Below are 20,652 nucleotides of genomic sequence, written 5' to 3'. Positions count from 1 at the left end.
TGGCCGGCGGGATGGCCGCTGACCTCAGCCGATCCCCTCATCGGGGGACCGCTGAGGCGACACCTGCGGTGCGGAGCGACCCACCGCGGCGGGATCGTCGGCCGACGAATTACCGGCCGACGATTCCGCGCCGGATTTCTCGGCTGCGGATTTCTCGGCTGCGGATTTCTCGGCTGCGGATTTTGCGGCGGCCAACCCCGCGGCAGGGTCGACGCCCTCCTCGAGGGGACTGACGTCGACGGAGACGTCGATCTCGCTGCGCGTCGCATCGGTGTAGATCACCCCACGCAACGGCGGCACATCGTCGTAGTCACGGCCCCACGCCACCGTCACATGACGCTCGTCGACGAGTTTGTCGTTGGTCGGATCGAACGCCAGCCAGCGGTCACCGGGCAGCCACACCGCGGCCCAGGCATGGCTCGCATCGGCGCCGAAGGTGCGTTCCCGGCCGGGCGGCGGATCGGTGGCCAGGTATCCGGATTCGTAGCGGGCGGCCAGCCCCACCGACCGGAGGCAGGCGATCGCGACCCGCGCGAAGTCCTGGCAGACCCCTTCGCGACGCGACATCACGGTGTCGACCCGCGTGCTGATCGCCGTGGCGCCGGACTTGTAGGTGAAATCGCGGAAGATCCTCGAGGTCAGGTCGACGACCGCATCGATCAGCGGCCGCCCCGGGGTGAACACCTCACTGGCGTAGTCGCGGACCGCGTCGGTGATCTCCGGCGGGTCGAGATCGAGGGTGAACTCGGCGGCCAGGCCCGCACCGGCGGCCACCGGACGGGCCTCCTCCCACGGCGCCCGTACGGCCGGACTGACCAGCAGACCCGAGTCGATCGGGTCGACCTCGACCACCGACGCCCCGGTCACCACCAGCGCCAGGTGATCGGCGTGCACATGGAAGTAGGTGTCGGTGTTGCCGTACGCGTCGAGTCCCGAGGACCGGTCGTCGGGGTCCGGATCGATCGTGACGTCGGTGTCGAGGACCCGCTGATGCGGCAGCTCGCGCGGGGTCAGATAGCACCGGCCATATGAGGAGGACACCTCGGCGTCGTAGGTGTAACAGGTCCGGTGGATCACCCGGTACCGGCGAGTGGTCGGCACGGTCGAGGTCGCCTCGGGTGCGCTCACGTGTCACCACCTCCGACACCCCAGATCGGCTGGGCGGGCAGCGGCGGCGCAAATCGGGTGCGCGTCAACGTATCCGACAGTTCAGAGGATCCTTCTCGCAGGGTGGTCAACAGTTCGACGAGGTCACCGCGATGCCCGTCGTCGCCCAGTGCCCCCAGGTCGGCGGGATCGATGCGCCGCAGTTCGGCCGTCATCTCCTCGACGATGCGTTCGGCCACCGCCGACCGCAGTTCCTCGGGCAGCCCGGTCAGATCGGACCGCAGCCGGTCGAGCTGATAGATCATCGCCCGCGGATTGGTCTCGTCGAACAGCAGCAACTGTACGACCGGCAGCAGCTGGTACAGACCGCGGCTGCGGCGCCGGTAGATGACCGCCGATTCGTTGGCGATCAGGAAAGATTCGAGCAGCGCCTGCTCCACCGACGTCTCGTGCGGGGATGCGAACAGTGTGGCGGTCAGGTCCGCGAGGGTGATGATGCGTTCGATCCGGCGCCCGACGTCCATCAGCAACCACGCGGCGTCGTGCACCATCGACTCCGCCTGCAACCCCGACAACCCGAGCACGCCGTGCAGGATGTCCTCGTGGGTGCGGGCCAGATCGGGTCCGAGATCCAGCGCGGCGTCACCGAAGATCCCGTCGGTGCGCGCACCGGTGGCGGCGTCGATCTCGTGGGCGCGCCCGACCTGCCGCGTCAGGGTCTCCATGGCCCGCTCCATCGGCGTCAGCACCATCCACGTGCTGGTCGACATCTGATCGCGGACGGCGCGTGCGGTCGCGACCAGACGTTCGACGGCGTACGCGACGGTGCCGGGTACCCACCGGTCGATGGTCAGATCGGTGATCCGCACGATGGCCTCGTTGACCTGTGCCGGCGACGGATGCCGGTTGACGTCCTCGACCAGCAGATCCGCGGTGTGCAGGTGCTCGGCGGTGCCGGTCACCGTGGCCACCGCATGCAGCAGCAGCGGCACGGCCGAGGTGCCGTTCATCCACGGCCGGTACTGGAAGTCCTGGTAGCGCTCGCGGGCCACCTTGGCCAGCCGGGTCACCAGTTCGGTCCGCTCGCCGTAACGACCGAACCAGAACATGTCGGCGAGCACGCGTGGGCTCGCGCCCGCCGCGACCTCCTGATAGTCGGAGACCGACACGCGCTCCGGACGGATCGTGATGACCTCTTCGGCCGGTTCCCCGCGGGTTTCGGAGCGGCGCGACACGTGCCCGCCGACCTCCGTGCTGGTCACCCACACGTCCTTGGCCGCGACCGTCTGCAACGCCGCACCGCCGACACCGTCGGCGAGCACCGATCCCAGTCCACCCGGCATCACCGCATAGGTGGGGCCCTGCGCGACGCTGAACGCGCGGACCGACACCGGCGCCGCGCGGAGCACTCCCCCGGCACGTCCGGGGAACACACCCTGGGTCATCGTCGGTGCCACCGAGTAGTGCTCGATGGTGCGCGCCACCCAGTCGATGCCGCGCACGCCGATGCGGTCGGCCAACTCCTCGCGTTCGGCCCTGTCGAGGAGCGGGCCGATCAGCTCGTCACCGGTGCGGGTGTTGGTCAGCACGAGGTGGTCGAGGTCGGCGAGGACCTTCGTGCGCTGCAGGTCGTCGCCGGCCCACAACGTCGGCACCGACGGCAGGGCGAGTTCCTCGTCGAGGAGGACCGGGGCGATGCGGTCGAGCACCGTGTGCAATGCCGGGTTCTCACACACCCCGCTGCCCAGGGTGTTGACGACGGTGACGGTGCCGCGCGAGATGGCCTCCACCAGCCCGGCCACACCCAACCGCGAATCGGTGCGCAGGTCGAGCGGGTCGGCGTAGGCGGCGTCGAGGCGCCGCAGCAGCACGTCGACGCGTTTGAACTTGCCCAGCGACCGCATGTACACCGCGCCGTCGCGGACGGTGAGGTCGGCACCCTCGACCAGCGGCACGCCGAGCGTCGAGGCGAGATAGGCCTGGTCGAACGCCGTTTCGGACATGCTGCCCGGACTCAGCACGGCCACCGTCGGATCGTCGACGCCGCGCGGCGCGTAGTCGAACAGGGCCAGGCGCAGGGTTCCGGCGAACGTCGTCATCGGTCGCGGCGCGCACGACTGGAACAGTTGCGGGAAGGTCCGCGACACCAGCCGCCGGTCGACGATCGCGAACCCGATACCCGACGGCGCCTGGGTGCGGTCGGCATAGGTGACGAAGCTGCCGTCCGGCATCCGACACAGGTCGACCGCGTGCAGGAACAGTGCATGCGGACCCGGGACCTGCAGTCGCGCGGCCTTACGGATGTAGCCGGGATGGCCGAACACCATCGCCGGCGGCACCAGGCCCGAGGTGATGAGCTTCTGGTCGCGGTAGAGGTCACGCAGGATCAGGTCGAGCAGCATCGAGCGCTGCGTGATCGCCTTCTCCAGCGAGGCCCACTCGACGCCGTCGACGATGAGCGGCACCGGATCGACCTGCCACGGCCGGGCGAGGGTCGTCGACCCGTCGAAGGCGTTGTAGACGACACCCTCGTCACTCGTCGCCGATGCCAGCCGCGCGGCGGCGGCGGCCAGCCGCGCATCGCCGCGCATGCCGTAACCGGAGACCAGCTCGTCCCACGCCGGACGCACCGCGCCGGTGGCGTCGAGCATCTCGTCGTAGTGGCCCGTTCCGGCGGCGCCGGAATCCGTGTCGGCGGCACCAAGATCCCTGTCGGCGGCAGCGGCGACCGCGCCCTCACCGAGCTGGTCGAGATCGAACAGCGCAAATCCGTCGGAGCGATACCGGTCGAACACCGCGGGTAGCCGACCACCCGCAGAAACAGTCACCGGAGAACTGTACGTGCCCGGCGTAGATCGAGTACCGCCGGGACCCCGGCGTCGACGGCCTGCCGGGCCTGACGCTCCCGCAACAACCCGACGTCGAGATCTCCGCTGGTGTGCCCGGAGGCCTCGAAGCGGCCGTTGCGCCGCGACTCGGCCTCCACCGCGTTGACCGGCGGCCGATCGTAGGCGCGTCCACCCGGGTGGACGACGTGATACGTCGCGCCGCCGACCGAACGCCCGTTGACGGTGTCGACGAGGTCGAACGTCAGCGGGGTGTCGATGGTGATCGTCGGATGCAGGGAGCTCGGCGGCTGCCATGCCCGGAACCGGATGCCGGCGACACGTTCGCCGGTGCGGCCGGTGCCGCGCAGCGGTACCGGATGCCCGTTGCAGGTCAGCACATACCGATCGTCGTCACCGCCGGTGACGCGGACCTGGACGCGTTCGATCGAGGAGTCGACGTAGCGGGCCGTGCCGGTCCCGGTGGATTCCTCACCGAGGGTGTTCCACGGCTCGATCGCGCCGCGCAGCTCGACCTCCTGGTCACGGATCTGCACGGTGCCCAACCGTGGGAACCGGAACTCGGTGAACGGGTCGAGCCACGAGGTGTCGAACGGATACCCCGCCTCGCGCAGTTCCTCGGCCACCAGTGCGATGTCGGAGATGATGTAGTGCGGCAGCAGGTACTTGCCGTGCAGGTCACCGCCGTGGCGGATGAGACGTGCCCGGTAGGGGTGCTCCCAGAACCACGACACCAGCGAACGCACCAGCAACGACTGGACCATCGCCATGCGGTGATGCGGCGGCATCTCGAAGCCGCGCAGTTCCAGCAGGCCGAGGCGGCCGCGTGGCGAGTCGGGGCTGTAGAGCTTGTCGATGCAGAACTCGGCGCGGTGGGTGTTGCCGGTGATGTCGGTGAGCAGATGCCGCAGGGCTCGGTCGGTGACCCATGGGTTCGGCGGCGCGTCCGCGCTCTCACCGGCGGGTGCCTTCTCCGACAGCCGGTCGATCTCGGCGAACGCGATCTCGAGTTCGTACAGCGCCGATTCGCGCCCCTCGTCGGCACGCGGCGCCTGCGACGTGGTTCCCACGAACTTGCCGCTGAACAGGTAGGACAGCGCGGGATGCCGCTGCCAGTAGGTCAGCATCGACACCAGCAGGTCGGGGCGGCGCAGCAGCGGCGAGTCGGCCGGGGTGGGCCCGCCCAGGGTGATGTGGTTACCACCACCGGTGCCGCCGTGACTGCCGTCGAGGTCGAAGGTCTCGGTCCCCAGCCGGGTGTGACGGGCGTGCTCGTACAACGACGCCAACAACTCCGACTGGTCGGCGAAGCTCGTCGTCGGCTGGATGTTGACCTCGATGACACCCGGATCGGGGGTGACGGTCAGGGTGGTCAGACGCGGATCCGCGGGCGGTCCGTATCCCTCGATCACCACCGCGGTCGAGGTGGCCGCGGCGGCCTCCTCGATCATCCCGACGATCGCCAGATACTCCTCGAGGGTGGCCGTCGGCGGCAGGAACACGAACATCGTGTCGCCGCGCTTCTCGGCGACGACCGCCGACCGCGGGACGAAGGCGGCCGGGTGCATGTCGATGACCTGGTAGCCCAACGTCTCCGCGGGATCGTCGGGCAGCGCCTCGTGCGGTGCCGACGGGTCGGCGACGAACATCGTCGGCGCAGGTCCCCACGACAGTGAGTTCAACGGCAGCCGCAGACCCGCCGGCGAGGTGCCCGCGGTCAGCACCAGCCGACCGCGTCGGGTGGTCCAGCGCGCACTGTTCCACGCGGTCTCGTCCTCGGACCGGCTCAGCGGCAACACGTAGGCGGTCGGGTCGACCACGGCGGCGTCGAGGCGTTGCAGCAGGTCTCGACGCGCTTCGGTGGAGTCGGCGGGCGGTTCGATGTCGGTGTCGGGATCGTCGATCTCCACGGCGGCCTCGGCGCGCGCGAAGGCTCGGGCGGTCGGCGTGGTCGGGTCCATACCCGGATCGCCGGGCGGCAGCGCGGCCAGTTCACGCATCCGCACGAGCGGATCCTCGAAGGCCGGCATGACCTGCGACTCGGGCAGGCCCAGCGCACCGGCGAACGACAGCAGCAACTTCTCGGCGGCCGCCGCACCCTCGGCGGTGGGTGCCGGTCCGGCGATCTCGGTGGCGATGGACTCGTCGGCGGCGCTGCGGCTCGACCACGGGTCGGCGAGCAGTTCCGGACGTGTCCAGATCGGCTTGCCGTCTTCTCGCCACATCAGCGCGATCTGCCAGCGCGGGAGCGGTTCACCCGGATACCACTTGCCCTGGCTGCGTTGCACGAGTCCCTGCGGCGCGTAGTCCTTCTGCAGGCGGCCGGCCAGCTCGGAGGCCAGTTGACGTTTGTGTGGACCGTCGGCGGCGGTGGTCCATTCCGGATCGCTCTGATTGTCGATGCTGACGAAGGTCGGTTCGCCGCCCATCGTCAGGCGAACGTCACCCGCCTTCATCTTGGCGTCCACCACGGCGCCGAGGTCGACGACCCGTTCCCACTGGGAGGCCGTGTAGGGCAACGTGACCCGCGGGTCCTCGTGGTAGCGGCTGACGGTGTTGGAGAAGTCGAGGGTGGCGTGGCACGGGCCGGTGGCCCCGGTGATCGGCGCGGCCCCGCCCGGGCTGGGCGTCGCGGCGAGCGGGATGTGTCCCTCACCGGCGAACAGTCCCGACGTCGGGTCCATCCCCACCCAGCCGGCGCCGGGCAGATAGACCTCGGTCCAGGCGTGCAGGTCGGTGAAGTCGGCGTCGGGTCCGGACGGACCGTCGAGCGACTTCACATCGGAGGTCAGCTGCACCAGGTACCCGGAGACGAAGCGGGCGGCCAGGCCCAGCTCCCGCAGCAACGCCACCAGCAGCCACGCCGAGTCACGGCACGACCCGATCGCCGAGGACAGCGTGTACTCCGGACTCTGCACACCCTGCTCCAGACGCACGGTGTAGCCGACGGCCTGCTGGACCGCCTGATTGAGTCCGACGAGGAAATCGATGACGCGGATCTTCTTCGTCGGCAGATGCCGCGCCGCGAACTCGGCCACGTCCGGATGCACCGGGGCCCCGGCGAACTCGCCCTCGTTGACCCCGACGGGCCGCAGGTAGACCTCGAGGTCCTCCTTCAGCTCGGCCGGGTACTCGAAGCCGTAGTGCTCGGCCCAGTCCTCGATGAAGAAGTCGAACGGATTGATCGCCGTGAGGTCGGCAACCAGACTGACCGTGATCGACAGGGATTTGGCGGGCTCCGGGAAGACAAGGCGCGCAAGGTAATTGCTGAACGCATCCTGCTGCCAGTTGAGGAAGTGATCACCCGGCTCGACCTTGAGTGAATACGCCTCGATCGGGGTCCGCGAATGTGGGGCCGGGCGGAGCCGGACCACATGCGGAAAGATCTTGACGGGTCGGTCGAAGGCGTAGCTGGTGCGATGCTCCAGCGCGACCTTGATGGTCATGGGTCGACCACCTCTCTATCGGTCACCGGGTGAACTCGGGCGATGAGTCCTTACGGGGTCAAATCTCATCACAGATGTTGCGGTTTCGCCCGCCGTGCGACGGGCGTCACCGGCGAGGTCGATCAGCTGTCGGCGGAAGCGGGTGCGTCGGCCACCGCGGCATCGGCGGCCGGCGCGTGGCGGACCACCGGCTTGGCATCGATTCCCGACTCCTTGCGCTGCTGCGCGGTGATCGGCGCCGGGGCCTCGGTCAACGGATCCACGCCACCACCGGACTTGGGGAAGGCGATGACCTCACGGATCGACGACTCCCCGGCGAGCAGGGCGGTGATGCGGTCCCAGCCGAAGGCGATACCCCCGTGCGGCGGGGCACCGAAGGCGAACGCGTCGAGCAGGAAGCCGAACTTCTCCTGCGCCTCCGCCGGCCCGATGCCCATGATCTCGAAGACCCGTTCCTGCACGTCGCGGCGGTGGATACGGATCGACCCACCACCGATCTCGTTGCCGTTGCAGACGATGTCATAGGCATAGGCCAGCGCCGCACCGGGATCGGATTCCAGATGCTCGAGCGACTCCGGTGTGGGTGAGGTGAACGCATGGTGCACCGCGGTCCACGCACCCGAACCGACCGCGACGTCACCGGCCGCGGTCGCCTCACCGGTCGGCTCGAACAGCGGGGCGTCGACGACCCACACGAACGCCCAGTCGGCGGTCGCGGGATCGATGACCTCCCCCGGGGCCGGGATCAGGCCCTGACGGGTCGCGATCTCGACCCGCGCGGCGCCGAGCAGCGCCCGTTGAGCCTTGGCCGGTCCGGCCGCGAAGAACACGCAGTCCCCCGGCGCCGCGCCGACATGGGCCGCCAGCCCCTCGCGTTCGGTGTCGGAGAGGTTCTTGGCCACCGGCCCACCGAGCGTGCCGTCCTCACCGATCAGGACGTAGGCCAGGCCCTTGGCGCCACGCTGCTTGGCCCACTCCTGCCAGGCGTCGAGCGTGCGCCGCGGCTGGGAGGCACCGCCCGGCATGACGACCGCACCCACGTACGGCGCCTGGAAGACCCGGAACGGGGTCTGCGCGAAGTACTCGGTGCATTCCACGAGTTCGATCCCGAATCGCAGGTCGGGCTTGTCGGTGCCGTACCGGCGCATCGCGTCGGCGTAGGTCATCCGCGGGATCGGGGTGGACAGTTCGACGCCGATGAGGCGCCACAACGCCACCAGGACCTCCTCGGCGAGGGTGATCACGTCATCCTGGTCGACGAAACTCATCTCCACGTCGAGCTGGGTGAACTCCGGCTGCCGGTCGGCCCGGAAGTCCTCGTCGCGGTAGCAGCGGGCGATCTGGAAGTAGCGTTCCATGCCGGCGACCATCAGCAGCTGCTTGAACAACTGCGGGCTCTGCGGAAGCGCGTAGAAGTTACCCGGCTGCAGTCGGGCGGGCACCAGGAAGTCGCGCGCCCCCTCCGGAGTGGACCGGGTCAGCGTCGGGGTCTCGATCTCGACGAAGTCGCGGGCCAGCAGCACACCGCGGGCGGCGGCGTTGACCTTCGAGCGCAGCCGCAGCGCCGCTCCCGGACGGTCCCGACGCAGGTCGAGGTAGCGGTAGCGCAGCCGCGCCTCCTCCCCGGGCGACTCATCGAGCTGGAACGGCAGCGGGGCCGACTCGTTGAGCACGTGCAACTCGGCCGCGTTGATCTCGATCTCCCCGGACGGCAGATTCGGGTTCTCGCTGCCCTCGGGGCGGACCTCGACGACACCGGTCACCGCAATGCAGTATTCGGCGCGCAACCGGTGCGCGGCCGCGGCGACCTGCTCGTCGCGGAACACGACCTGCACCAGTCCGCTGCTGTCACGCAGGTCGATGAACACCACGCCACCGTGGTCGCGCCGGCGGGCCACCCATCCGGCGACGGTGACGGTCTGCGTGGCGTCTGCGCGGCGCAGAGATCCGGCCTGATGCGTGCGAAGCACTGGAGTCCTTCCTGGGGTGGAAAAGTCGATGGGACAAATGCCCGGGTCAATCGTACGTAGCCGCCCGCGGCGTCGGCCCACCCGGTGGTACCGCGGCCCGACCGGGCGGCGGCAGGCCACGCCGGAGTGGACCGAACACCCCGGGATGTCCGTGTTTCGTCGGTACGCTTCCCCCCATGACCTTTCAGGGCAGTGGCCCCCTCGACACCGGGAACGTCTCCGGCGGCGGGGGTGGCGGGGGTGGCGGCGGCCGCATCGCGCTCGGAGGCGGTGCCGGCCTGATCATCACGATCGTCGCGCTGCTCTTCGGGGTGAATCCGGGTGACATCCTGGGCGGTGGTGGCACCACCACGTCGAGCAGTTCCGCGGCGTCCGCAGAGATCGAGCAACACATCCAATCGTGCACCGTCGAGATGGCCAACCAGGGCGACGAGATCTGCCGCATCGTGGCCACCACGAACAGCCTCGACACCGTCTGGCCGACCCTGATGAGCGGCTACACCCCGCCCAAGACCGTCATCTTCAACGATTCGGTGAACACCGCGTGCGGCGCCGCCACCTCGGCGACCGGCCCGTTCTACTGCCCCGCCGATCAGACCGCGTATTTCGATCCGTCGTTCTTCCGGACACTGGAACAGATGGGCGGCAGTGACGGGGCGCTCGCCCAGGAGTACGTCGTCGCCCACGAGTACGGACATCACGTGCAGAACCTGACCGGCGCCCTACAGAAGGGCCAGCAGCTCGGGTCGCAGGGACCGCGATCGGGTTCGGTACGTGTCGAACTGCAGGCCGACTGCCTGGCCGGGGTGTGGGCCAATCACGCCGACGACGACAACCTGCCCTTCGCACTCAATGACCTGACGCAGGATCAGATCGCCGGGGTCATCCAGACCGCCAAGGCGATCGGCGACGACACGATCCAGGGTTCGAACTCCAACCCGGAGGGCTGGACCCACGGGTCGGCGCAGCAACGCGCCCGGTGGTTCAACGTCGGCTATCAGAGCGGTGACCCCAAGCGGTGCGACACGTTCGCGACCAACGACCTGTGACGGCCACGACGCCGGGACCGACGCCAGGATCATCGGGGGCGCGACCCGCGACGCCGATCGATGCGCTCGCCGAGGCCCACCTGACGGCGATGGCGGCCGCCGACCCGATCCTGGCCACCGAGTTCGGTCTGCCCGGCCACGATCACGCGCTGACCGATTTCTCGCCGGACGCCGTCACGGCACGCGCCGATCAGGTACGCGCGACCTTGGCGGCGCTGTCCGCCGCATCCCCCACCGACGACGTCGACCGCGTCACGATCGCCACGATGACCGCGTCCCTGCGCCGCGAACTGGCGTTGACCGATGCGGGCGAGTCGACCGGCGTGTGCAACGTGATCGCCTCCCCGCTGCAGGCCATCCGCGACGTCTTCGACCTGATGCCCACCGACACCGAAGCGGCTCGCCGCGATGTCGTGGCACGGCTCACGGCCATCCCGGAAAGCCTGGCGGGCGCAATCGCCGGCCTGGATCACCGCCTGGCCGCGGGCCCACCGTTCGCCCGTCGCCAGGTGCTGCTGGCCGCCGAGCAGGCCGACACGGCACCCGCCGCGATCACGGCCACGACGGACGCAATCGCCGCCGATCCGGCACTGGCCACCGACTTGCAACGCGCCACACAGCGGGCCGGGGCTGCCTTCGCGGCGTACGCCGATCACCTGCGAACCCGGATCGCGCCCGGCTCCTCCGACGCCGATGCGGTCGGCCGGGATCGCTATCTCCTGCATCTGCCGCATTACCTCGGCGCCGACGTCGATCCGGACGAGGCATATGCGTGGGGTCTGACCCAGTTGGCACAGATCACCGCCGAACAAGGCGAGATCGCCGCGGCCCTGGGCCACGGCGGTGACGTGGCGGCGGCACTGGCGCATCTGGACGCCGACCCGCGGTATCAGATCCACGACAAGACGGCCTTCGTCGACTGGATGCAGCAGACCTCCGACGACGCGGTGGCCGGGCTGGCCGGGACCCACTTCGACATCCCGAACCGACTGACGCGACTGGAGTGCCGATTGGCCCCGTCGTCGACGGGCATCATCTACTACACCCAGCCCAGCGCGGATCTGACCCGGCCCGGACGCATGTGGTGGGCGGTGCCGCCGGCCCAGACGGTGTTCCACACCTGGCAGGAGAAGACCACGGTCTACCACGAGGGGGTGCCCGGCCATCACCTGCAGCTCGGGTCGGCCATCGTCGACGACAACCTGAACGCCTGGCGCAAGCTGGCGTCGTTCACCTCCGGGCACGGTGAGGGCTGGGCCCTCTACGCCGAACGCCTGATGGCCGAGCTGGGGTGGCTCGACGATCTCGGCGACCGGATGGGAATGCTGGATTCGCAACGACTTCGGGCCGCACGCATCGTCGTCGACATCGGTGTGCACTGTGGCCTGCGGGCACCCGAGCGCCTCGGCGGTGGCGTCTGGGATGCCGACAAGGCGTGGACCTTCCTCACCGCGTCGGTGGCGATGGATCGCGCGGTGCTGCGTTTCGAACTCGACCGCTACCTCGGCTGGCCCGGTCAGGCACCGTCCTACGCTCTCGGACAACGGGTCTGGCAGCAGACCCGGCAGGCCGCCCTGGAGGCCCACCCCGAGTGGACGCTCAAGGATTTCCACACCCGGGCGTTGGCGTTGGGTGGGGTGAGCCTCGACGTGCTGGTCGGCGAGATGACCGACACGGTGTAGCACGACGCCGAGTCGTCGGCGACAATCAGCCGCATGGGATTGCTGCGACGTTCGCCGATCTTCTCCGATCGGGGCCCGAAGTTGACTGCGTTCGAGCGCGACACCGCTCGGCGTCGAGCGGAACGCGCAGCGCGGTCGGCGCGCACGAGCTTGACCATCACCGCACGTCGCTCCTACCGCGATTACCGGGCCACGGCCGGTGACCGGTTCATGGCGTGGCCGGTGTGGGAGCGGTACTACCGGGACGCCTATCGGGGTATCGCGGCGAACTCATCCGGCCAGCAGTTCTCCAGCTGGGACGATTGACGCCAAGGCCCGATGGCGGCCCGGCGCGCCCGAGTACTGTGAGCCCATGACGGCCGATTCCGCACCCACCGAGTCCATTCCGGCCACCGACTCCGACTATCCGGATGCGTCGGTGCGTTACGGGCCCGCCCGGTCCCAGCTCGCCGACATCTTCGAGCCCGCCGAACCGACCGATTCGCTGGTGATCCTGCTGCACGGCGGATTCTGGCGAGAATCCGACCGCACCCGCACCTGGGCGGTGGGGCGCGAACTGGCCGGCGCCGGACATCTCACCGCGGCCGTCGAATACCGCCGCGGGCCGGGGAGCTGGGCCGACGCCGTCGACGACGTGATCAGCGCGATCGACGAGATCGGGCTCAGCGGAAGGGAATTCACCATAGGAAACGATGCGTCGCGGGTGACGACCCTGGTCGGCCATTCGGCCGGTGGCCAACTCGCACTCTGGGTGGCCGGGCGCACTTCGTTGCCCGAGGGAAACCGTTGGCGCACAGCGAGCCCGAAGATCACCGGAGTGGTCGCGCTCGCGCCCATCGCCGATCTGGCCCGTGCCGCCGAACTCCATCTCGGCGACGACGCGGTCGCCGAATTCCTCGGCGGCACTCCCGAAGAGATCCCCGAGGTGTATGCCGTCGCAGACCCGACCCGCCTCGCACCGGATGTGGACGTGCACATCCTGCACGGCGCCGACGATGTGGACGTCCCGGTCGAACTGTCCGAACGGTATGTGGCACAAGCGAAGACATCCGGGAACTCGAACGTGTCACTCGAGGTGCTCGACGGCATCGGCCACGATTCGTGGGCCGATCCGACCGGGCCGGGGTGGTCACGTCTCGTCGGCGCACTCCAACGGGTGACCGCGCGGCATGCCGCAGACACCGGTCGCGGTGATCCGACTCCCGCTCACACGGCGTGAGGCAGGCCTACGACACCTCGACGAGACACGCCACCGGTCCGTGCAATTCGGTTGGACTGTCACTGGTGTAAACATGGGTGGTTTCGGGTGGACACATCTCTTCACTGGCCACTCGTTCGCGAATGATGCGGTACGTCCCGGGCCGGCAGAACGAGGTCGGAATGAGCCCCGAGGACCAGTCTCGCTGTACCGGTAGCACGGGGCCGCTTCGGCCTCGCCAGTCGTTGTGTCCGGAGCCGGAACATCGGTCGATGTCGGCGCCACACTCGAGGTCGCGGTGGAGGTCGACGTAATCTGCGCTGTGGACTGGGCATTCGTGTGCGGTGACACACTCTCGGCCACCGGTTCGCCGCCCGTACCGACAGACAGTGCCCCGCATCCGCAGATCGACAAGATCGCGACTGCACCCGTCCCGATCGCACCGCAACGTCGATGAATTCTCGTGCCGTGAACACCCATGGCAACCTCCGCGAGTCGCTGCAGTCCGATCGCAACAGCATGCCAGCGACATATGATGCACATCACACACTGCGGCCGGATTACACCGTTCGACAGACGCGACCGGCCGGATCAGCGACCCAGCAACCCACTCACCTCGTCGACGACGCGCGCCAACTCCACCTGATGCTGGTCACCGCTGCCGAGGTTCTTGATCTCCAGCTTCCCCTCGGCCAGTTCGCGATCCCCCAGCACGAGCGCAAGACGCGCGCCGGAACGATCGGCGGCCTTCATCGCGCCCTTGAGTCCGCGATCGCCGTAGGCGAGGTCGACGCTGATCCCGGCGGCCCGCAGTTGTCCTGCGACAGAAACCAATTCGGCCTTCGCCTCCGCACCCATGGGCACCCCGAACACCTCGACCCGCGCGGCGTCGGCGTCGGCGACACCCTCGGCCTCCAGCGCGAGCATCGTCCGGTCGACGCCGAGACCGAATCCGATCCCGGACAGGTCCTGTTTGCCGCCGATCTGGCGCATCAGTCCGTCGTAGCGTCCACCGCCGCCGATGCCCGACTGCGCCCCGAGTCCGTCGTGGACGAACTCGAAGGTCGTCTTCGTGTAGTAGTCGAGACCGCGGACAAGGCGCGGGTTGATCTCGTAGGGCACCCCGAGTCGTTTCAGGTGCGCGAGCACGGTGTCGAAGTGGGCGCGCGCGTCGTCGCTCAGATAATCGAGCAGCAGCGGCGCGTCGGCGGTGGCCGCCTTGATCTCGGGTCGCTTGTCGTCGAGCACCCGCAGCGGATTGATCTGCGCGCGGGCGCGGGTCGGCTCGTCGAGATCGAGCCCGAAGAGGAACTCCTGCAACGCCTCCCGATACCGCGGACGGCTGTCATCATCGCCGAGTGAGGTGATCTCCAGGCGGAAGCCGGACAGCCCGAGCCGCCGGTACCCCTCGTCGGCAATCGCGATCACCTCAGCGTCCAGGGCCGGGTCGTCGACGCCGATGGCCTCCACGCCGACCTGCTGCAACTGCCGATAACGACCGGTCTGCGGCTTCTCGTACCGGAAGAACGGTCCCGCGTAGCAGAGTTTGACGGGCAGTTGTCCGCGGTCGAGGCCGTGCTGGATCACCGCACGCATCACGCCAGCGGTGCCCTCGGGCCGCAGTGTCACCGACCGCTCACCGCGGTCGGCGAAGGTGTACATCTCCTTGCTCACGACGTCGGTGGACTCGCCGACGCCGCGCGCGAACAAGGCGGTCTCCTCGAAGACCGGCAACTCGATGTGGCCGTAACCGGCGCGGCGCGCGGCCTCGGTGAGGGTGTCGCGGACACGACGGAAGTCGGCCGAACGCGGCGGGTAGTAGTCGGGAACTCCGCGGGGCGCGGAGAAGTCGGCGCTCACAGTCGTCGAGATCCCTTCGTCGAGGTGTCGTCCGCGGCCCGCGCGGACGGGTCGGCTGCCACGTCGACGAGGAACGGGTTGGTGCGCCGCTCCTGGCCGACCGAGGTCTGCGGGCCGTGGCCGGGCAGCACCTGTGTGTCGTCGGAACGGGTCAGCAGCCGCGCACCGATCGACTCGAGCAGCTGTTGATGACTGCCGCCGGGCAGGTCGGTCCGGCCGATGGACCCGGCAAACAGTACGTCACCGGAGAAACACACGGGCACCGTGGCCCCGGCGTCGGCCCCGTCGCCGGACTGCTCATCGGGAATCGGCACGTCCATGGTCAGCAACACCGATCCCGCGGTGTGTCCCGGCGCGTGGTCGACGGCCAGGCGCAGGCCGGCCACCTCGACGTCCTCACCGTCGACGAAATCGACGACCTTCTCCGGTTCACGGAAGGTCAGCGAACCGATCATCGGACCGAGTGCGGGCCCGAGGCCCCGCGCCGGGTCGGCGAGCATGGGTCGATCATCCGGATGAATGTAGGCGGGGATGGAGAACTCGTCGCACAACTCGGTCGCGTTCCAGGTGTGGTCGAGGTGCCCATGGGTCAACAGCACCGCCACCGGAGTCAGCTGGTGTTCGGCCAGGATTTCCCGCACCCGGGGGGCCGCATCCTGGCCCGGGTCGATGATGATGGCCTCGGATCCCGGACCGGCGGCCACGATGTAGCAGTTGGTCTGGAACATCCCTGCAGGGAAGCCGGTGATGAGCATGCTCTCCATTGTGGCCCATCGGATCCAGGCGGTTTGCGTGGCCTGTCGGAACCGGCGATCTCCTCACGACCGTCACGTGCGGGGAGTGTCAAAGACCCGGTGCAGTGACTTCACGGGTGATACTGGCACACTGCATGGGGTGTTCGGTGGCCGCCCGGACATTCCAGAACCGCAGCACCAGGTCAATCCAGCACCAGCACGATCGCAGCACCAGGACGAGGAGGGCGTGCAGAGCGTGGCGAGCGACAACGAGCCCGGCAAGCCGGAATCCCAAGACTCATCATTTCCGGCCGACGACACCGCGGTCGTCGACACGTCGACCGCGACCGACGCCGCGACCCGCCGCGCGCTGACCAATGAGCAGCGACGCGAGGCCGCCAAACGCAAGCTCGAGGAGCGCCTGGAGCGGGAACGGCAGGCACAGCGCAAGCGCAAGATCATGATCGGGACCATCTCCGGTGCGGTGGTGATCGCCGTGGTGGCGACCGCGACGTATTTCATCGTCGACAAGATCCAGACCGATCGGTTCAACGCCGCGCACACGACGTGTACCTACACCGACAAGGCCAGCAACCTGGCCGACGTGCCGACCAGCCCACCCGCCCAGGTCACCGATCCGGCGCAACGCGCGCTGTATCAGGAGCAGATCGACAAGGTCAACGCCGGCAAGGGCAACGAGAAGACGTCGCCGAAACCGGACTCGACCCAGCCCAAGGACGGGACCGCCACCCTCACCCTGAACACCAACCAGGGTGCGATTCCGATCGACCTCAACCGGACCGGCGCGCCCTGCAACACCGCCGCGGTGATCTCCCTTGCCGACAACGGGTACTACAACGGCAGCCCGTGTCACCGGATGACGACGGCCGACCTCAAGGTCCTGCAGTGCGGTGATCCCACCGGCAGCGGCCTCGGGTCGCCCGGCTGGACCAGCCCGGACGAGCCGCCGACCAATCTGAAACCGGTCGGTGAGGCCTCGGCCATGCAGCAGCAGGTGGTCACCTACCCACGCGGTACCGTCGCCATCGCCAACAGCGGTCAGGCCCAACAGGGTGAGGCCAATTCCGGGGGGTCCGCGCAGTTCTTCGTCCTGATCCAGGATGGCCAACTGCCCCCGAACTACGCCGTCGTCGGCACCGTCGACGCCGCGGGAATGAAGGTCATCGACAAGGTGTACGCCGGCGGCGTCGAACCCGGCATCGGCACCAACCAGATGACCGGGGCACTCGAACGCAAGACCGACGACGGCGCGCCGAAGATCCCGGTGACCGTGGAGACCGCGGTGGTGTCCTGACACTCCGCTCGCGATCGCGATAACAGACAACCGATGGCCCGTCACCCCAGGTGGCGGGCCATCGGCGTCGATCGACGCCCGAGCGAGCGGCCGGTGACGGGTCGGTCAGTCGGTGTCAGGCCGCCGAGGTGACGCGGTAGACGTCGTAGACGCCTTCGACGTTGCGCACCACGTTCAGCACATGTCCGAGGTGCTTGGGGTCACCCATCTCGAAGGTGAACTTGCTGATCGCGACCCGGTCTCGGCTGGTGGTGACCGACGCCGACAGGATGTTCACCCGCTCGTCGGCGAGGACCTTGGTGACGTCGGACAGCAGCCGATGCCGGTCGAGCGCCTCGACCTGGATGGCCACCAGGAACACCGACTCGGGCGACGGCGCCCAGGACACGTCGATGATCCGTTCGGCCTGCCCCTGCAGCGCCGCGGCGTTGGTGCAGTCGGTGCGGTGGACGCTGATCCCGCCGCCCCGGGTGACGAAACCCATGATGGTGTCGCCCGGTACGGGCGTACAGCATTTGGCGAGTTTGATGAGCACGTTGTCGACGCCCTCGACCACCACACCGGCGTCGCCGCCCTGGCGGGATCGGGTCGGCATGGTCGACGGGGTGGTCAACTCGGCGATCTCGTCGGCGGCCGCGTCGATCCCGCCGAGCGCGGCCACCAACCGGTTGACCACGTGCCGGGCCGACACGTGATTCTCCCCCACCGCCGTGTACAGGGCGCTGACGTCCTGATAGCGCAACTCGCGCGCCACCGCGGCCATCGAATCGGCACTCATCAAGCGCTGCAACGGAAGTCCACCCCGTCGCACTTCCTTCGCGATGGCGTCCTTGCCGGTCTCGAGGGCCTCTTCGCGCCGTTCCTTGGCGAACCACTGCCGGATCTTGGCCTTGGCCCGCGGGGACACCACGAAGTTCTGCCAGTCCTTGCTCGGTCCGGCGTTCGGCGCCTTGGAGGTGAAGACCTCGACCACCTCACCGTTCTCGAGTTGGCGTTCGAGTGCGACGAGACGACCGTTGACCCGCGCGCCGATGCATCGGTGGCCGACCTCGGTATGCACGGCGTAGGCGAAATCCACCGGCGTGGAGCCGGCCGGCAACGTGATCACATCCCCCTTGGGGGTGAACACGAAGATCTCCTTGACGGCGAGGTCGTAGCGCAGGGACTCGAGGAATTCGCCCGGGTCGGCGGCCTCCCGCTGCCAGTCGAGAAGCTGACGCATCCAGGCCATGTCGTCGACCTCGGCGACATCGGTGCGGCGGCCCTTGCGGTCCTTGTAGCCGCCCTCCTTGTAGCGCCAGTGCGCGGCGATCCCGAACTCCGCGGTGCGGTGCATGTCGTGCGTCCGGATCTGCACCTCGAGGGGCTTGCCCTCCGGACCGATGACCGTGGTGTGCAGCGACTGGTAGACGCCGAACCGTGGTTGCGCGATGTAGTCCTTGAACCGTCCGGCCATCGGCTGCCACAGCGAATGCACCACGCCCACCGCCGCATAGCAGTCGCGCACCTCGTCGCAGAGGATCCGCATGCCGACGAGGTCGTGGATGTCGTCGAAGTCGCGGCCCTTGACGATCATCTTCTGGTAGATCGACCAGTAGTGCTTCGGCCGGCCCTCGACGGTCGCGGTGATCTTGGCCGAACTCAAGGCGTTGTTGATGTCGGCGCGCACCCGGGCGAGGTAGGTGTCACGCGAGGGCGCGCGGTCGGCGACGAGCCGCACGATCTCCTCGTAGCGCTTGGGGTGCAGGATCGCGAAGGAGAGGTCTTCCAGCTCCCACTTGACCGTCGCCATTCCCAACCGATGAGCAAGCGGCGCAATGACTTCCAGCGTTTCACGAGCCTTGCGCGCCTGCTTCTCGGGCGGCAGGAACCGCATGGTGCGCATGTTGTGCAGACGGTCGGCGACCTTGATCACCAGCACCCGCGGATCACGCGCCATCGCGATGATCATCTTGCGGATCGTCTCGGCCTCGGCCGCAGAGCCGAGCGCAACCTTGTCGAGTTTGGTCACGCCATCGACGAGGTGGGCGACCTCGGCACCGAAGTCCTTCTCCAGCGCCTCGAGCGAGTAGCCGGTGTCCTCGACGGTGTCATGCAGTAGTGCTGCCACCAGGGTGGTGGTGTCCATCCCCAGATCGGCCAGGATCGTCGCCACCGCGAGGGGGTGGGTGATGTAAGGATCACCCGACTTCCGCGTCTGCCCACTGTGCCGTTCGTCGGCGATGTCGTAGGCGTGTTGCAGCAGCGCGACGTCGGCCTTGGGGTAGATCTCCCGGTGCAGCGTCACCAGGGGCTCCAGCACCGGCCGCACCGGTGACCGCGTCGCGGTCATCCGCCGCGCCAGCCGGGCCCGGACGCGACGCGACGCCGAGGAGTGCTGCGGCGGGATCGCACTCGTCTCCGGTGCAGTGGCGTCGGCGCCGTCCGACGGTGTCGTCGGTGCGACCCTCTCGGGCGCGGGCGCATCGGATGTGGTCGCGCTGGTCGTGCCGCCGTCGGCGTAGGTTCCGACCGCCTGCGTGGCGGCCGGGTGAGGACGGGCGGCGTCGTCGTCGCGAGAGCGTGCCGCGTCCTCGGTGGCCGTGGCATTCACCGGGCCGGGGTTGGGCTCATTGGCCATGCGACCCTCCATTCAGCGACACGAATCCGGACCGGCGACCGGTGCGGACACCATCTCGGACTCAGGCGGACTATTCGTCAAGTCTAATCCGCGGGCCGCACGCAACCCGATGTGCACCGCCGCCCGACCCCGCCGCCCGGACGAGAAGGTGCGTCCGGATCAGTCGGTGGTGATGCAGTGCACCGGAATCTCGCCGAGGGCGTCGGCGATGCGCCGACGACCGCCGAGGGCGCTCAGCTCCATGATCACCGCGACGGCCAGGACCCGGGCGCCGGCGCGTTCGAGGAGTTCGGCCGCCGCCACGGCGGTTCCACCGGTGGCGAGGACATCGTCGACGAGCAGGACCCGCAGGCCGGTGATGTCGATCCCGCCGGCCGGGATCTCGAGTCGGGCCCGTCCGTACTCGAGGTCGTAGTCGATCCCGTGGACCGGCGGCGGCAACTTGCCGCCCTTGCGGACCGCCAGCACCCCGACCCCGAGCTCGCGTGCGACCGCGCCGCCGAGCAGAAACCCGCGGGCATCGATGCCAGCGACAAGGTCAATGGTGGTACACCCATGTGTCAGTGCGGTGACGATCGAGGACAACCCGTCCGGGTCGGCGAGGACCGGCGTGAGGTCCTTGAAGTCGATACCCGGTTCCGGGAAGTCGGCGACCATCCGGCCGTGCTCGGTGATGGCGATCCGGGCACGTTTCAGGGCGTCGGCGGTGATGTCACCGTCGACCATCGGCCGGGTCGTGTCGTCGGAGACGTCATCGGTCATCGGGTCCACCCACCATGCGATCCCCGGCGTTGCGGTTCCCAGGGTTGCGGGGTCATCAGTGTC

At 68.8% G+C, this 20,652-nt stretch carries 13 protein-coding genes; 5 read left to right on the top strand and 8 right to left on the bottom strand.

The features are described 5' to 3' along the window. Positions 1-24 precede the first annotated feature (24 nt). The 4 genes from ACWETB_RS08520 to aspS all read right to left on the bottom strand — a co-directional run bounded on the left by ACWETB_RS08520 (position 25) and on the right by aspS (position 9,369). Positions 25-1,128: a transglutaminase family protein gene (locus tag ACWETB_RS08520; RefSeq protein ID WP_348803667.1), complete on the bottom strand. Its 1,104-nt coding sequence runs from the start codon at positions 1,126-1,128 to the stop codon at positions 25-27. After that, positions 1,125-3,935 carry a circularly permuted type 2 ATP-grasp protein gene (locus ACWETB_RS08515; protein ID WP_348808679.1) on the bottom strand — a complete coding sequence of 937 codons (2,811 nt, stop codon included), beginning with the start codon at positions 3,933-3,935 and terminating at the stop codon, positions 1,125-1,127. The genes ACWETB_RS08520 and ACWETB_RS08515 overlap by 4 nt, the downstream gene beginning before the upstream one ends. Next, on the bottom strand, positions 3,932-7,399 hold the full coding sequence (locus tag ACWETB_RS08510; RefSeq protein ID WP_348803665.1) for a transglutaminase family protein: 3,468 nt from the start codon (positions 7,397-7,399) through the stop codon (positions 3,932-3,934). The genes ACWETB_RS08515 and ACWETB_RS08510 overlap by 4 nt, the downstream gene beginning before the upstream one ends. A gap of 122 nt (positions 7,400-7,521) precedes the next feature. Next, on the bottom strand, positions 7,522-9,369 hold the full coding sequence (aspS, locus tag ACWETB_RS08505) for an aspartate--tRNA ligase (RefSeq protein ID WP_452210528.1): 1,848 nt from the start codon (positions 9,367-9,369) through the stop codon (positions 7,522-7,524). A 176-nt stretch (positions 9,370-9,545) separates the two neighbouring features. On the opposite strand from aspS, the gene ypfJ reads away from it, so the two are divergent. From ypfJ to ACWETB_RS08485, 4 genes are all read left to right on the top strand, one after another. After that, the gene (gene ypfJ, locus ACWETB_RS08500; RefSeq protein ID WP_452210526.1) at positions 9,546-10,418 is read left to right on the top strand and encodes a KPN_02809 family neutral zinc metallopeptidase; all 873 of its coding nucleotides are present in this window, start codon (positions 9,546-9,548) and stop codon (positions 10,416-10,418) included. Between the two features lie 89 nt (positions 10,419-10,507). Then, positions 10,508-12,100 carry a DUF885 domain-containing protein gene (locus ACWETB_RS08495; protein ID WP_452210575.1) on the top strand — a complete coding sequence of 531 codons (1,593 nt, stop codon included), beginning with the start codon at positions 10,508-10,510 and terminating at the stop codon, positions 12,098-12,100. A gap of 33 nt (positions 12,101-12,133) precedes the next feature. Continuing rightward, positions 12,134-12,406: a hypothetical protein gene (locus ACWETB_RS08490; protein ID WP_452210524.1), complete on the top strand. Its 273-nt coding sequence runs from the start codon at positions 12,134-12,136 to the stop codon at positions 12,404-12,406. A 46-nt stretch (positions 12,407-12,452) separates the two neighbouring features. Further along, positions 12,453-13,319 carry an alpha/beta hydrolase family protein gene (locus tag ACWETB_RS08485; protein ID WP_452210522.1) on the top strand — a complete coding sequence of 289 codons (867 nt, stop codon included), beginning with the start codon at positions 12,453-12,455 and terminating at the stop codon, positions 13,317-13,319. Between the two features lie 570 nt (positions 13,320-13,889). On the opposite strand, the gene hisS is transcribed toward ACWETB_RS08485, so the two are convergent. Both hisS and ACWETB_RS08475 read right to left on the bottom strand, forming a co-directional pair. Next, complete coding sequence (gene hisS, locus ACWETB_RS08480) at positions 13,890-15,158, bottom strand: histidine--tRNA ligase (RefSeq protein WP_452210520.1); 1,269 nt, start codon at positions 15,156-15,158, stop codon at positions 13,890-13,892. Then, positions 15,155-15,913, bottom strand: coding sequence for an MBL fold metallo-hydrolase (locus ACWETB_RS08475; RefSeq protein WP_348803657.1), 759 nt, complete (start codon positions 15,911-15,913; stop codon positions 15,155-15,157). Before ACWETB_RS08475 ends, hisS begins: the two co-directional genes overlap by 4 nt. 349 nt (positions 15,914-16,262) lie before the next feature. Between ACWETB_RS08475 and ACWETB_RS08470 the strand changes: the two genes are divergently transcribed. Further along, positions 16,263-17,207, top strand: a complete 945-nt coding sequence (locus ACWETB_RS08470; RefSeq protein ID WP_348803927.1) for a peptidylprolyl isomerase — start codon at positions 16,263-16,265, stop codon at positions 17,205-17,207. A gap of 115 nt (positions 17,208-17,322) precedes the next feature. Here ACWETB_RS08470 and ACWETB_RS08465 read toward each other — a convergent pair whose 3' ends face one another. Beyond that, a complete protein-coding gene (locus ACWETB_RS08465) occupies positions 17,323-19,827 on the bottom strand; it encodes a RelA/SpoT family protein (RefSeq protein WP_452210518.1) in 2,505 nt (834 codons plus the stop codon). A 159-nt stretch (positions 19,828-19,986) separates the two neighbouring features. Then, on the bottom strand, positions 19,987-20,589 hold the full coding sequence (locus tag ACWETB_RS08460) for an adenine phosphoribosyltransferase (protein WP_449742969.1): 603 nt from the start codon (positions 20,587-20,589) through the stop codon (positions 19,987-19,989). Between the last annotated feature and the right edge of the window lie 63 nt (positions 20,590-20,652).

It is taken from the genome of Gordonia sp. NPDC003950, from assembly GCF_053605205.1.
Note: the sequence above shows the minus strand (reverse complement) of the source record. Positions and strands in the feature narration are given on the sequence as shown.